This is a genomic window from Aliagarivorans taiwanensis DSM 22990, assembly GCF_000429505.1.
GTDB lineage: Bacteria > Pseudomonadota > Gammaproteobacteria > Enterobacterales > Celerinatantimonadaceae > Aliagarivorans > Aliagarivorans taiwanensis.
On the sequence record NZ_AUBZ01000057.1, the window covers coordinates 1 to 13,318 of the forward strand.

The 13,318-nt window shown below is 52.8% G+C and carries 12 protein-coding genes and 1 pseudogene; 4 read left to right on the forward strand and 9 right to left on the reverse strand.

Annotation, left to right across the window (positions count from 1 at the left end; all coding sequences use genetic code 11):
* Together G462_RS0119290 and G462_RS0119295 are read right to left on the reverse strand one after the other, a co-directional pair.
* Positions 1-258, reverse strand: a 258-nt coding sequence (locus G462_RS0119290) for an IS3 family transposase (RefSeq protein ID WP_026960440.1), incomplete at its 3' end; no start/stop codon positions are given.
* Positions 259-383: 125 nt separating this feature from the next.
* The gene (locus G462_RS0119295; RefSeq protein ID WP_026960441.1) at positions 384-1,580 is read right to left on the reverse strand and encodes an MFS transporter; all 1,197 of its coding nucleotides are present in this window, start codon (positions 1,578-1,580) and stop codon (positions 384-386) included.
* A 256-nt stretch (positions 1,581-1,836) separates the two neighbouring features.
* Here G462_RS0119295 and G462_RS23460 point away from each other — a divergent pair, with 256 nt between their 5' ends.
* Positions 1,837-2,361 carry an O-acetyl-ADP-ribose deacetylase gene (locus G462_RS23460; protein WP_051326875.1) on the forward strand — a complete coding sequence of 175 codons (525 nt, stop codon included), beginning with the start codon at positions 1,837-1,839 and terminating at the stop codon, positions 2,359-2,361.
* Between the two features lie 223 nt (positions 2,362-2,584).
* Entirely contained in the window at positions 2,585-3,586 is a 1,002-nt protein-coding gene (locus G462_RS0119305; protein ID WP_084405136.1) for a choice-of-anchor A family protein, read from the forward strand.
* A gap of 7 nt (positions 3,587-3,593) precedes the next feature.
* On the opposite strand, the gene G462_RS23465 is transcribed toward G462_RS0119305, so the two are convergent.
* The 6 genes from G462_RS23465 to G462_RS0119335 all read right to left on the reverse strand — a co-directional run bounded on the left by G462_RS23465 (position 3,594) and on the right by G462_RS0119335 (position 11,452).
* Positions 3,594-6,194, reverse strand: coding sequence for a LuxQ periplasmic sensor domain-containing protein (locus tag G462_RS23465; RefSeq protein WP_051326876.1), 2,601 nt, complete (start codon positions 6,192-6,194; stop codon positions 3,594-3,596).
* Positions 6,187-7,287 carry an autoinducer 2-binding periplasmic protein LuxP gene (locus G462_RS0119315; RefSeq protein WP_026960443.1) on the reverse strand — a complete coding sequence of 367 codons (1,101 nt, stop codon included), beginning with the start codon at positions 7,285-7,287 and terminating at the stop codon, positions 6,187-6,189. The genes G462_RS23465 and G462_RS0119315 overlap by 8 nt, the downstream gene beginning before the upstream one ends.
* A 278-nt stretch (positions 7,288-7,565) precedes the next feature.
* Positions 7,566-8,348 carry a class I SAM-dependent methyltransferase gene (locus G462_RS0119320; protein WP_026960444.1) on the reverse strand — a complete coding sequence of 261 codons (783 nt, stop codon included), beginning with the start codon at positions 8,346-8,348 and terminating at the stop codon, positions 7,566-7,568.
* A gap of 276 nt (positions 8,349-8,624) precedes the next feature.
* On the reverse strand, positions 8,625-9,623 hold the full coding sequence (locus tag G462_RS0119325) for a helix-turn-helix transcriptional regulator (protein WP_026960445.1): 999 nt from the start codon (positions 9,621-9,623) through the stop codon (positions 8,625-8,627).
* 23 nt (positions 9,624-9,646) lie between these two features.
* The gene (locus tag G462_RS0119330) at positions 9,647-10,429 is read right to left on the reverse strand and encodes an SDR family NAD(P)-dependent oxidoreductase (RefSeq protein ID WP_026960446.1); all 783 of its coding nucleotides are present in this window, start codon (positions 10,427-10,429) and stop codon (positions 9,647-9,649) included.
* A 441-nt stretch (positions 10,430-10,870) separates the two neighbouring features.
* Entirely contained in the window at positions 10,871-11,452 is a 582-nt protein-coding gene (locus G462_RS0119335; RefSeq protein WP_026960447.1) for an NAD(P)H-dependent oxidoreductase, read from the reverse strand.
* 202 nt (positions 11,453-11,654) lie between these two features.
* Here G462_RS0119335 and G462_RS23470 point away from each other — a divergent pair, with 202 nt between their 5' ends.
* The gene (locus tag G462_RS23470; RefSeq protein WP_051326877.1) at positions 11,655-12,302 is read left to right on the forward strand and encodes a TetR/AcrR family transcriptional regulator; all 648 of its coding nucleotides are present in this window, start codon (positions 11,655-11,657) and stop codon (positions 12,300-12,302) included.
* 81 nt (positions 12,303-12,383) lie between these two features.
* On the opposite strand, the gene G462_RS0119345 is transcribed toward G462_RS23470, so the two are convergent.
* Positions 12,384-12,971, reverse strand: a complete 588-nt coding sequence (locus G462_RS0119345; protein ID WP_026960448.1) for an MFS transporter — start codon at positions 12,969-12,971, stop codon at positions 12,384-12,386.
* A gap of 62 nt (positions 12,972-13,033) precedes the next feature.
* Here G462_RS0119345 and G462_RS0119350 point away from each other — a divergent pair.
* Positions 13,034-13,318 (forward strand): annotated as a pseudogene (locus G462_RS0119350) (transposase); the annotation flags it as partial.

The window sequence follows — 13,318 nt, forward strand, 5'->3', positions numbered from 1 at the left end:
CAAAATGGTATTCTCTTCTTCAATGCGGCGGAGTTTCTTCTCCAGCTCGCGGATCCGCTGTTGTTCGGGGGTTAGCGGTGAGCCTTTAGGGGATACGCCTTGCTTCTCCTGTCGCAGCTGGTTTACCCATTTACGCATGGCTGAGTCGCTCACGCCCATAGCGCTTGCTGCCTCGGCTACGCTGTAGCCCTGCTTCGTTACCAGCTGAGCGGCTTCTAACTTGAACTCTGCGCTGAATGTCGGTCTTGTGTTCTTCATTTCTACCACCTTTTGTCCGGAAGTGAGTCTATCACTTCGTCTATTCAGGTGGCCAAATTCACTATGCCACTACACTATAAACCTAAGCGGCGGAGTGGCTTTTAAAGCTGCTCAGACGGCGCGCTTTACATAAAGTGCCCACAAGGTTTGTTGACCAAGGCAAGCGAGTGGCGGTCCAACCGGCCGCTCAGGCGGGTCAGCATCAATGCTACCAACACCACTACTGCGCCAATCCATGGAGTATGCAGCAGCCCCATGTCAGCAACCACCAGACCACCGCCCCAAGAGCCCAAGGCAATCCCCACATTGAAGGCAGCAATGTTCAAACCCGAGGCCACATCCACCGCTTTGGGCGCATAACGCTCGGCCAGTTTGACCACATAGACCTGCAGACCGGGCACGTTGCCAAAGGCGAAGGCGCCCCACACCAAGATGGTGGCGACTGCTGCAACGGGGTGCGGCGCACTCACGCTGAACAGCAGCAGGATTGCCGCCAGGCCAGCAAAGATAACCGTCAGTGCAGTCACCGGACCATGCCGGTCAGCCAGCTTTCCACCCCAGATATTTCCCACCGCCACCGATGCGCCGTAGACCAGCATGATCAAGCCAGTGGCTGAAGCCTGAAAGCCGGTGATCTGCTCAAGGATTGGCGCTAAGAAGGTAAAGGCTGTAAAGGTGCCGCCATAGCCTAGTGCGGTAATGGCAAACACTAGCAATAGGCGAGGTTGCGCCAGCACGCTAAGCTGCTCAGATAACTTGCTCGGCGCAGGTTGCTGCAGTTTGGCTGGGATCAGCAGTGCACTACCAAGCAGTGCTAGCAGGCCGAGGATGGCCACAATCAAAAACGTCGACTGCCAGCCTAAAAGTTGACCGATATAGGTGCCCAGCGGCACGCCGGTCACCAATGACACGGTCAGACCGGTAAACATCAGAGCAATCGCGCTGGCGGCTTTTTCTTTGGCGACCAAGCCAGTGGCGATGGTCGAACCGATGGAGAAGAACACCCCATGGGCCAAACCGGTTAGCACGCGGGCGCTTATTAAGGTGGCGTAGTTGGGCGCTTGCCAGGCCATCAGGTTGCCTAAGACAAACAGCGACATCACGGCCAACAGCAGGCGCTTGCGCGGCCAGCGGCCAGTGAGTGCGGTCAGTACCGGCGCACCGATGGCCACGCCTAAGGCGTAAAGGCTGACCAGCAGACCGGCCGAGGGTAGGGAGACCGCAAGGTCTGCGGCCATAGTGGGCAGCAGACCTACAATCACAAATTCTGTAGTACCAATAGCAAAGGCACTTAAGGTTAGAGCTAGTAGTGCAATGGGCATAATTGTATCTCGCTAATTAGTTGCGTCAGCAATCGGCTGACGCGTTTAGTGGCGAGGATTATTGCTATATCGGTTGTTGCGAAAAACACCGCTTTTAGCAAATGACTTTTGCAGATAAGACAAAAGCTCGCATGTCTTCATTAGAGAGTGCCTTCATCAGAGAGTGTCTTCACCAGTGAGTGAGGCCCGTCGCAACGTATCGCCAACCGCCGCGCTAGAGTGGGAAGGTTGTTCGATAGGTTTAGGGGAGCTGACTATGCCAGTTACGTTGCTATGCGGAGATATCACGCAGGCCAAGGTCGATGCCATCGTCAATGCGGCAAACACCCGTATGTTGGGTGGCGGCGGGGTTGATGGCGCGATCCATCGTGCGGCGGGGCCAGACTTGCTGGCGGCATGCTATGCGGTGCCCGAGGTGGAGGGCGTGCGCTGTCCGGTCGGGCAGGCGCGGATCACCGCGGCGGGTAATCTACCTGCCCGCTATGTCATCCACACCGTTGGCCCACGCTTCGAGTTTGATGACGACCCGCCAGCCCTGCTTGCCAGTGCCTATCGCACCAGTTTTGAGCTTGCCTTGGGCAATGATTGCCGGTCGATTGCTTTTCCGGCTATCTCATGTGGGGTCTATGGCTACCCCATGGCGCAAGCTGCCGAGATTGCACTAACGGTCTGTTTGGATCAGCGTTACCGACAGCTGGAGGAGTACTTATATCTCCACCAACAAGCGGATTTAGAGGCCTGGACGGTTTATTTGCCCAGTTCTGAGCGGGCGGCCTTTTAACTCGCTAATAATACTGAGCTTATTTGTGATGGATTATTGTTTATGATTCATGAAGATAGTCTGCCAGTGAGTTGCCGTCTCGCATTTGAGAACCCGATTCCACTTTTGACATTGTTGTTTTGCTTTAAAAACCATCTAGTATGTTTAGGCGTTGTGAGAATAATGTTGTCGCGTGGCAATCTCTGACTAGTCGTTAATAACTTACCTTAAGAGTGGTGAAAATATGCGTTTTGTAGGTACTATCTGTGGTGTGTTGGCCGTATTAACAACCAGTGCAACAGCGTTTTCTTCTCCTTTAACACTGATGTCTGAGTACAACCTTATTGTATTTAACAATCTGACAACCGACAGTGAGGTTGAAGGCAAAGCCATGATTATGGGGGACCTCAACGGGCCGGCCTCTAACTACGCTATTCACCTGGATAGCGCTCAGGGTGGCGAGCTAGGACTGGTGGTTGGGGGGGACATTAATTCCCAAAATATCAATGTTAACCAGGGCTATAGCGTTGCGCTCGGGGGGGATGCTAACGGCAACATCAATCTCAACGGTGGCGGCTCTTTGCTGCGGGATGTGACCGACTTCGATTTTGCCGATATTCAGCAGCAACTCAGTGACTTCTCGGTTTCGCTTAGCGAGTTGGAAAGTAACTCCAATCTTATCGCCCCTACTGTATGTTGTGGTCCTGCTAGCCTGCTGATTGGCGCCGATGACATCGCGGTGTTTAATATCGATGGTGAGTCGCTTTTTTCGAATAGCTTTATTCAGCAGTTTGATGTGGACTTTGGCGGCTTTGACCCAGCGGCCATTGTGATTAACGTCGCCGGCACTGACATCAGCGATGCCGCGCTGGCTGGCAATGCGGTTGGTCAACTAGTCAACGATAACGTGCGTGAGCGTATCGTTTGGAACTTCTTTGAAGCTGAAACCATCTCGCTGAACAAGCTGCTGAACGGCAGTCTGCTTGCCCCCTATGCTCACCTGACCAACAGCACGCCAATCGAAGGGTCAGTGGTTGTCTCAAGCTTTCAGCAAAATGGCGAGATTCACTTGCCAACCTTTAGCGGAGAGGTGACGTTTGACCAAGAGGTGCCATTTACGCCTATCAACGAACCCGGAACGGGCAGCGTATTGTTGTTCGCAGGGCTTATTCTACTGGCTCGCCGTGTGTGGCGTAGCCCGTGGATAACGCCGCTTGGCAGAAGCTCTCAACCGAGCTTTGCCTAGTCGCTGTTTAGGATTTTGCCTGAAAGCTCTCAGCTGAATCAGAGGCAAAGTGGGCCTGATAAAACTCGAGGGCTTTTGAGAAGGTGGTATCTCTAAGCGGTTTTACCAGAACATAGTCGGCACCAGCGCGCAGGAAGGCTTGCTGGGTTTCCTCAAAGGCGTCGGCGGTGCAGGCGAAGATCGGCGTAGTGAGCTTGAGCACTTGGCGGATTTTTGAGGTGGTATCGATACCGCTCAGCCCGGGCATTTGATTGTCCATTAAGATCAGATCGTAGTGCTTGCTTTGCAGGCGCTCCAGTGCTTGTAGGCCATCTTCCACCCAATCAACCCGGCAGCCACGCTTTTTGCATAGTGCCTTGATGACCATGGCGTTGGTGCGATTGTCCTCTACCAACAATACGTCGAGAATCATCTCCACCGAGGCGCTGGCCTTCGTCTCTTGCTCGGTCACATCCAATGCGGGCAGTACGGTAACCGGGATCGCGACGCTAAACTTGCTGCCTTGGCCCTCGCGGCTATCCGCTTGGATTTCACCACCCATCGCTTTGGTGATGTTGCTAACAATCGACAGCCCCAAGCCGCTGCCGCCGTAGCGGCGGGTAGTGTCGTCCTCCGCTTGCACAAAGGGCTCGAAAATCCGCTTCAGCGCTTCTTCGGAGATGCCGATGCCGCTATCGGCCACTTCAATGTGCAGGGTGTTTTCTCCCTCACCGCTGGATGCCAGCGACAACGATAATCGAACGAAGCCCTGATGGGTGAACTTGACCGCATTGCCAATCAAGTTGAACAAGATTTGGTTGAGTTTGGCGCGGTCGGCCAGTATGCGGGGGTAACGAGTGAAGCTCAGTTCCAGTTGAAACTCAACATGGTTTTGCTGGCACAGTGGGCGATACATCCCGCTCAGGTGACTGACCAGCTCTTCCAACTCAAAAGGTTCTGGGTCTAGCTTGATCTTGCCCTGCTCGATGGCAGAGAAATCCAGTACATCGTTGAGTACCGCCAGCAGGTGCTCGCCGCTTTGGTAGATAACGTCGACCTTCTGTTTATTATCGTCTTGTTCGGTTTGGTCTTTGAGCAGTTGCGCCATGCCGAGAATACCGTTCAGTGGGGTGCGGATCTCGTGGCTGATCTTCGCCAAAAAGTTGCTTTTCGCTTGGGCGGAAGCTTCTGCTTGCTCGCGGGCTTGGCGGCTGTAGTGCTCAGCCTCAATCATTGAGGTGACATCTTGGCATTGGCCGAAGATCTGAATCACTTTGCCTTCAATGACCAGTGGTGACAGGTTCCAACGGAAGGTGCGGCCACCAAAAGGACGATTGAGGTCGTTAAGGGCCTTGCCCTCAAGCGCTTTTAGCAGGTCTTTCTCAAGGTGGGCATTGAAGGCGCGGTAGTTGCTGTCGGCCTGTTGGTTATTCAGGAAGAAGCGCTGACCGGCCGGGTTGATTCGTTCGATATTTAACAGCTGATTCCACACCACGATGGGCGACTGTGACGAGTAGAACAGTGCCAGCAACGATTGCTCCTTCTCAAAGGCTTCGCCAAGGGTGCGCTGCAGGGTTTTACCAAACAGATCGAACTCTTTGATGGACGAGCCAGCAAAGTCTACCGGTTCGCCGGTGGCGGCGGCCTGGCTGAACTCTACCAGTTGATTGAGTGAGCGAGATACCTGGCGTTGGATCAGCAAGTGACTGACTACAACCAGTACCAGTAGCATCACCAGAGAGAACAGGCCACTGGCTAATAAACTCTGTTTTAACTCCTGAATGGCGCTGTCTTGGGTTAGGGCGATGACGCTTAAGTCGTAATCTTGGGCGCTGCCGTTGCGGTTCACTTGTAAACGCGACTCACTGATCAGATAGCCATCGAGCTGCAGCTTGTCGCCACGACTTACTTGTTCCAGCAATGCCGTCAGGCGAGGGTCATTGTCTGAAAGGTTGCTGATGATCAGTGATTCATCATCCATCAACAGCAGGGCTGAGCTACCACTGCGTTGAAGCAAAATATCGAGTAGCGCATTGTCGTAATGCAGCAGGACGCCAATAAACAGCTCACCCAGTGCTTTGCCGTCGCTGGCACTGATCACCGGGTTTTTACGCAGCAGTACCCGCTGTGGTTGGCTGTCGCTGCCAATATTGCTGCCATACCAAAAACCGCTGCGACCAAGGCGCTGGATTTGCTGCTCCAGCGCGTCCATGGAGATCCCAAAGAAGGGGCTATTGCCATCTTCCCATAGCAACTCCCCATCTTTGGCGATAAAGGCGAAATCACTCCCCACGCCTTGATGCTTGCGCTCAAGCTCCAGCACCCAATCGTCGAGGGCTTGCTGGGTTGGATTGTTTTGCAGAATCGATTGCAGTTCAGCCGAGCTGGAGTAGGTATCTTGCCGGTATTGAATCGATTGCAGGTAGGTATCGAGCACGTTTTGCAGCAGGTTGGTGGTTTGGGTGATATTGCGCTCACGTTCACGCTCGACATAGTCGACACTTAGCCGGTAGCTTTGGCCGATAACGGCGACCGTGAGCAGGATAAATCCAAGGATGACCGTCCGGCTAATTAAGCTAGCCAGACTCTGTCGTTTGTTGATTGAGGCAGGGGAAGACCGCTCAGTCATGCTGCTTGTTGGAGTACCTGAATGCGTAGCGTTTGAGCTGTTCAATCTTCTCTGGATCGTCGTGTTTGCTAACAATCTCAAATTCTCCGGAATAGACGGTTGGTGATGATAGCCCCAGCACATCTCGCTTGATTGCTTCTGCCATGGCGATACCGGTATCGTCATTCATACGCATGACCGTGACGTCCAGCTCGCCGTTTGCCAGCGCTTCCAGCTCTGCACTGCCGCCGCCCCAGCCATTTAACATGATATCTTGCTTGCCGTGGGCCTTAAGGGCATCGGCTGCACCGAGGGCAATATCGGTGGCGCAGGCATAAATAAAGTCGATGGGCTTGTCTTCGTTGAGCATTGCCTCAACGGCTTTGCGACCACTTTCACGATCGGCGGTGGTGTAGTAAGAGCTTTGCAATTGATACTGCTCGGGCATAGCGGCGATAAAGGTGTCGCCACGAGCCTGACTGATATAACCCGGCGAGAAGTAGAGCATGGCGTAGTTGCCGCTCTCGGGGAACTGCTGTTGGTAATACCATGCCAAGGTTCGGCTTCCGGTGGGGTGATCAAAGCCCACATAGAGGAAGGGCTGGTTGTCGTCCCACGCTTTTACTGGGGTGGTGATGTTTTGCAGGATCAGCTTGATGTCGGATTGATTTAGTACATGGCTAATGAACTTGCTGTGGCGATTGGTATCGAGGGTGAAGATCAGATAATCGGGCTGGCTACTTAGTGCGTCGTGCAGCGACTTGCTTTGCTCCCGATGGTCTTGATTGGGGCGGGTAAACACGCTGGTGAGCTGGTAGGCGATGCCCAGCTCTTGCATACGCAGCTCGAAGGCGGTGATGTTGCGCCGCCAATAATCGGATACCTGCTCGCCCGGATAGATCACGGAGATCTTAACAGGCTCGGAGTTGGGTTTGTCGATGGGAACCGGTTCGCCCCTTACCGCCATCGTTAAGCGTTGCACCAAACTGCGCTGCTCTGGATAGAGCTCAAGATACTGCTGGTACTCCCAAAATTGCTGCAAGCTGTCTGCTTTTGCTGGGAGGGTGAACAGGGATACCGCTAGCCCCAAGATTAGCCAAAGACTCTTTTGCATTTTTCTCATCCGTGAAGTAACAAATATCTCAACAAGCGCTCAGACTGAGTATAGTGGCGCTGAATTAAAAGGGTTAACTAGTTCATTGATTACTTGGAGTGTAGTAACAAATGCCAAGATCTAAAGCTTAACGATAAAAAGTAATTATATTCAGTATCTTATAGTTTTCCACTATCTCTATCTAAGAGTGTGTAATGGGTATGAAGGTGGCAAGCACTTTGGTCCGTTGTTAGCCTTCTTCAAAACATCAGCGTTCTCTTTATTTAATTACAAAGAGATCAGTTAATCTGGTGGTGTCCCAGTATCACCGTTACATGATTGATAAACAGTTCGCGCAATAGCGGGATCTTGCCGAGGGTATCGACGCCTTTGACGCAATCGTAGCGCTTAAAATGGATATGCATCTGGTTTTCGCGAATGATCGACTCGAACTTGCGAATGCTCATCTTGTTTAAACCTGATTCCACCTCCTCATAGTGCTTGGCGCCATCATCACGGAAGTGACTCCGCACGTTCATCACGGCTTTTTCTGAGAACAGCAGATTGAGCCATGGCAGCTTGCAGAAAAAATGCATATGGCTGCCATAGGGGGAATACCAAGGCGGACCGAAGGTCAGCAACACCAAGCCCTTTGGCTTGCTTAGCTCGCGCATCTGCTCTAACACGTGGCAGGGGTCATGGAAGTGCTCAAAGCTGTTCTGTGAGATCACCACATCGAACTGACCATCCATCTGCGGGGTGAGTTGGTTGGTGAATGATAAGTGATCGGCGCTTACCTGATACTCACGCGCATTCCCTCGCGCCTTTAATAGGGTTTTGGGGTTGATGTCTACACCGAGCACCTGACAGTTAAGCAGCTTTGCCAGTGCGATACTTTGTAAACCTTGGTCACAACCAAAATCGAGGATCCGCTTGTTTGACACGATACGCTCAAAGTTGGGGTAGACCCTTTGTAAGGTCGACAATGCCTCGCTGATGGAATGGGGGGAGTCGGCGCTAACTAAGTCGGGCGCATCCGGTGAGCGTGACAACGATAACAGTAGTTTTTCTTCCAGAAACATCGTAGGCCTCCAGCAAGCTAAGTGATCTGGCACGTTGCTGCTGGTGCCTGTTGTGGGCTGTAAAATATCAACTTGTTTACTTGCTAGATGCTCAAAGCGAAGTGCGTGTCGCGGCTCACCTAGCGTTATAAGTAAGTAGTGAGTCTATTCTCAGTAACGCAATGGCTATGCCAGATTGAGTAACTGACCACTTAACAAAGAGCTAGCGCAGGTGAGGGTTTACAATTGCGTAACATTGTAAATATTACTGACACGTTAGTTGTTATTGCTGAGGTACTAATGAAGTTGCTCCCGATACTGGCCGGGCGATATCCCCTTCCAACCGCTGTAGGCGCGAATAAAGGAATTAGACTCTTTAAAGCCCAGTAGAAAGGAAATCTCGCCCAGCGACATATCTGACTTCTCTAAGTAGTGATTAGCCAACTCCAGTCGCAGGCTTTGCAGCAGCTCTTGGTAGTTGAGCTGTTCATCGGCCAGCTTGCGTTGCAGGGTGCGTTTGCTCATGGCCAACTTCTCCGCCACCGCCTCTATGTTACTTTCGCCGCTGGGAAGTAGTTCCAGCAATACCGCTTTGACCCGAGCGCTGAGGGGGGCACTGCCATCGATGTCCTGTAGGCGTTGCTGTAGCTTGGCTTCGAAGAACTCCCACATATCGTTGTTGGAGGTGAGGAAGGGGCGATAGGCATCTTCCAAACTAAACGCCATGCGGATCTCATCGCCTTGGCTCAGGCGACAGCCGAAGAAGGCCTCATAGTGCTCGCGATTTTCAGGCATTACCGGCAATTCCAATAACACCGGCTTGACCTGTTCACGGGTGGCCAGCCTTGCAAGCTGAGTGAAAAAAACCTGCTCGCCTATGGCTAGCGCTTCTGGCAAAGGAGCGGTATTGCCGTAACAGCTGAGTTTGAGTTCCAGACGGTGTTTACGCTCTTGAATATGCAACTCCAATGGTCCTATCAGAGGTTTATAGTGGGCAAGGCGCTGTAGGGCCTGCTTGAGGTTATCGCTGCAAAGACTGGCAAAAATGGGTGGGTTGAAGGCTTCGACCGACATGTACTTGGTAAATTCCAACGCCAGTTGGCGGTCTTCTCCTAAAGCTTGGTCAAGGGCGATCCATAGTCGAAAGTATTCATCCGGACTTAGGGTGGCTTTCTCCCGGCGAAACAAGTCCGCTGGTAGGTTGGCAAGCCGCAGCACGGTGTGGGTTTCGACCCCTAGGTCTTTGAAGTGCACCGCCCAGTTGGGGGAGACGGCAAAGCGACTCGCTCGTTTCATTGATTCTGTCCTCGATATCCTGCTTAGGCTTTTTCCATAAACTGACGTGACATCTTAAGTACAGTCTTGCGCGGTAGAAATGGGATCACCCAGTTCAACATAAACTTCAGGCAATTCTCGTTAAAGGCAACCAGCTGGCCGTTCTCCATGGCTTGATAGCCGCACTTTGCTACCGACTCGGCTGATTTCGCCTTATCCCATACCGCCACACCGTCGAGGTTACCGGCTTCAACAAAGCCGGTTTTGACCGCCCCCGGACACAGGGCAGTGACGGTGACACCAAGCTCCGCCACTTCTTCTGCCAGTGCTTGAGAGAACGAGGTGACAAAGGCTTTGGTTGCATAGTAAGTCGCTTGCAGCGGGCCGGGCATAAAGGATGCGGTTGACGACACATTCAGGATACGCCCGGAGCGGTGGGCAATCATGCCGGGAAGCAACAAATGCGTCAGTTCGCTGAGTGCCACCATGTTCACCTGCATCATGTTGCGGTCTTCTTGCCAGTTGCGCTGATGAAACAAGCCATGTCCGCCGAAGCCAGCGTTGTTGATAAGCGTGCCTACCTCCAGGTTAAGCTGCTTAAGTTGATTGGCGATGCTCTCGGCAGCATTCGGCTGAGTGAGGTTTTGGGCAAGTACGGTGACCTTGACCTTGTGTTGTGCTTCCAGCTCCTGTTGCAGTTGCTCCAGTTTCGCTTCGTTACGCGCCACCAGTACCAGATCGCCACCGCGTTGCGCATGCTGCCGTGCCAGTTCCAGACCGATACCGCCGGATGCGCCAGTGACCAATGCCAAGTTTGAGTTCGCCATGTGTTTGCCCTTTTCTATGTCGTGTTAAGTGCTGTGTTAAGTGTTGTATGCAGTATTGCTTTACGTGTTGAGCAAATAGTAGCCCGGTATATCGCGCCACACACTAGCGGATGGTGACAGCTAACTAGCAAATGGTGACAGCCACCGCTTTGCGAAATTGAAGCATATGCTGGTGGTGTGGTTTGCGCTGTCGGTACAGACAGGGCTGTGTCGAACATGTGAATGAACTGCTAGAGAGCGCCGAGCGTTAGAACAGCGTTCAGGGCGGGTGGGGATGCTCAAGGACGTCGAAATCTCAGAGACGGTACTCGAGAATCCTAGTTTGAAACTCTACCAACTCAGTATGTATAGCCGAGCAGCAAACTGCTGCTCGGCAGGCTGCTCTGGAACAACTCAAATCGAGTCACCAGCGCTACCATGAATTGATGAACTGTCAGCTGCTCAAACGCTGGCACCGAGTTGCTGGGTCTTTAAAAGCCAGCGCTCAATGGTTTGTGGCTTGGCAGTTTTGACGGAGCCAAACTGCCAGACCTTACGGGTTTTTACCCCACAAAAGCCCAGCACCTGATTGGTGAGTACTCGCCGTCCGGGGCGACGATACAGCAGCCGATCCAACAGCGGAGGGGTGTCTGAGGTGATAATCACATCTGCCTTACGGCCGCTCAGCAGCTTGTCCCAGCCCAAACCTTTGCCGTGATATTTAAAGCCGACGCCCGGCAGTAAGGCTCTATCTAACACTGCCTTCGCCTGCGCTGGCATCGACCCCCACCAGTAAGGGTGGATCACCATAATGTGCTCGGCCCACTGCAGGTTCCCCTGCCATTGGCGAAGATCGGATTCCAGCTCTGTAGGTGCATCGGCGTAGTCGCCGCTTTGGTTGGCGTCGAAGTACATATCGCATAGGTCCATGCGCCGGATCTCTTCTCCTTTTTGCTCTGCGCCTTGCTGATAGGCATCGGCCATGGCTTCACATAAAGATCCCTTCCTTGGGTGGGCGACCCAGATAAAGATGCGCTTGCTCATTGTGCTGCTCCTGTTACTTGGTTCTGGTTGCGAATCAGTTCGCGCTTGTGTGAGTGCTTGAGTTGGTGCGACTGCGCGGCTGTTGCTCGGTTTGTGCCAGCAACTGTCGTTACAAATGTGAGTGATACTCACATATTGAAAGTGAGTATTGCTCACATTTTGGGTCTGTGCAACAATTAAACAAAAATAAATAAGGATTCCCGTGCATCTCGATTTCACTCCGGTTGAACCCCGCAAGCAGCCTGTGCAGGCAAGAAGCCGTCAACGCTTTGAGCGAATACTGTTGGAGTCACAGCAGCTTATCGTGAGCAAAGGTAGCGACGCGGTCACCATGAAAGACATTGCTCAGGCGTCAGAGATCTCCATCGCCTCGCTGTATCAGTACTTCCCTGACAAGGCGTCGGTGATTGCCACCCTGGCAGGGCGTCACTTTGAAGGTGGGCAGCAGTGTGTGCAGGGCGCCTTTGCCGATGTCACTCAGCCCAAACAGCTACAAGATGCCTTGGAATACATGCTCGAGAGCTACTACCAAGCCTTTCGAGAAGAGCCCGCGACCTATGCGGTGTGGCAAGCCACCCAATCGGATGTGCGTTTGCAAGCCTTGGATAGAGAGGATATACAGCGCCACTGCCAAACCATCGAGCAGTGCTTGCTGCGGGTACTGCCGACACTTGCGCCAAGCTTGGGGGCGCAGTTAGCGATGCTGTATGCCAGCAGCGTTGCTACCGCCGTGCGACAAGCGGTGATGATGGAGCCTGAAGCGGCGCGCTGCCTATTGGATGCGTGCAAGTTGCATTTACTGCAACCCAGCTTAGCCAGTGTCTTGCAATCGTTGGGTCAGAGCGAATAGATGCGTTCTTGCGAACGGAAGGCTTGCGAGCGAGGTGCGGAGCCAATCGGCTCCGCACTAAGTACTACTAGCTTATCGGGACTAGCCTATCGGGGCAGAATGGCTATCCAGCTTTGAGCGTCGGATAACTGGTTGTGAGCTGAGCAAGTGTTCTAACTGCTCGATGCTTTTGCCCTTGGTTTCTGGCAACAGTCGATGGGTAAACAACAAGCCAATCAAGCCGATACCGGCGTACATCATAAAGGTGTCCGCTGCGCCAAAGCGCGCTAGCTGCCAGGGGAAGAACTGTTGCACCAGGTAGCTGGAGATACTGGTGATCAACGCAAAGAAGGGCACCGCTGCACTGCGTAGGCTGTTGGGGAAGATCTCGGAGAACAGCACCCACATAATCGGCCCCAAGGAGATATGGAACGCGGCAATAAACCCGAGGATCCCAATCAACACCATCAGCGGATTGATTGATATGGCCGATTCAATAATGTGGCCAACGTTGAGGCGCAGCTCGTCGGCAGGGTAGTGCTGTGCCAAGAAGTCCTTAAACTCGGTATCTGAGCTAAAGCGACGCCCCATGTTGTCTTCCAGCGGGCTGACATCAATCTGTTGCTCCAGCTCAACGATGGTTGCCGGGCTGATTTCATAGTGTGCCTTGTTAAAGGCAAACCAGCACATGATCCGCTCCGGTAGTTTTGGACACCACGCTAAGCGAGTAAAATCGTTTAACGAGGTGAACAATGACATCAAAAACCAAACGCCAAACCTATACAGCTGAGTACAAAGCTGAAGCCCTTAAACTGGCAAAAATCAAAGGGGTAAGCGCTGCCGCTAAAGAGCTCGGAATATACGAATCTCAACTCTACAACTGGCGTAGCGCTGCTGAGAAGAAAACGAACACCACCCAGCGCGAAGCTGAGCTCGCGGCTGAAGTGGCGCGACTCAAACGCCAACTCGCAGAGCAAACAGAGGACCTCGCCATTCTAAAAAAGGCGGCTACCTACTTCGCGAAAAATCAAAAGTGA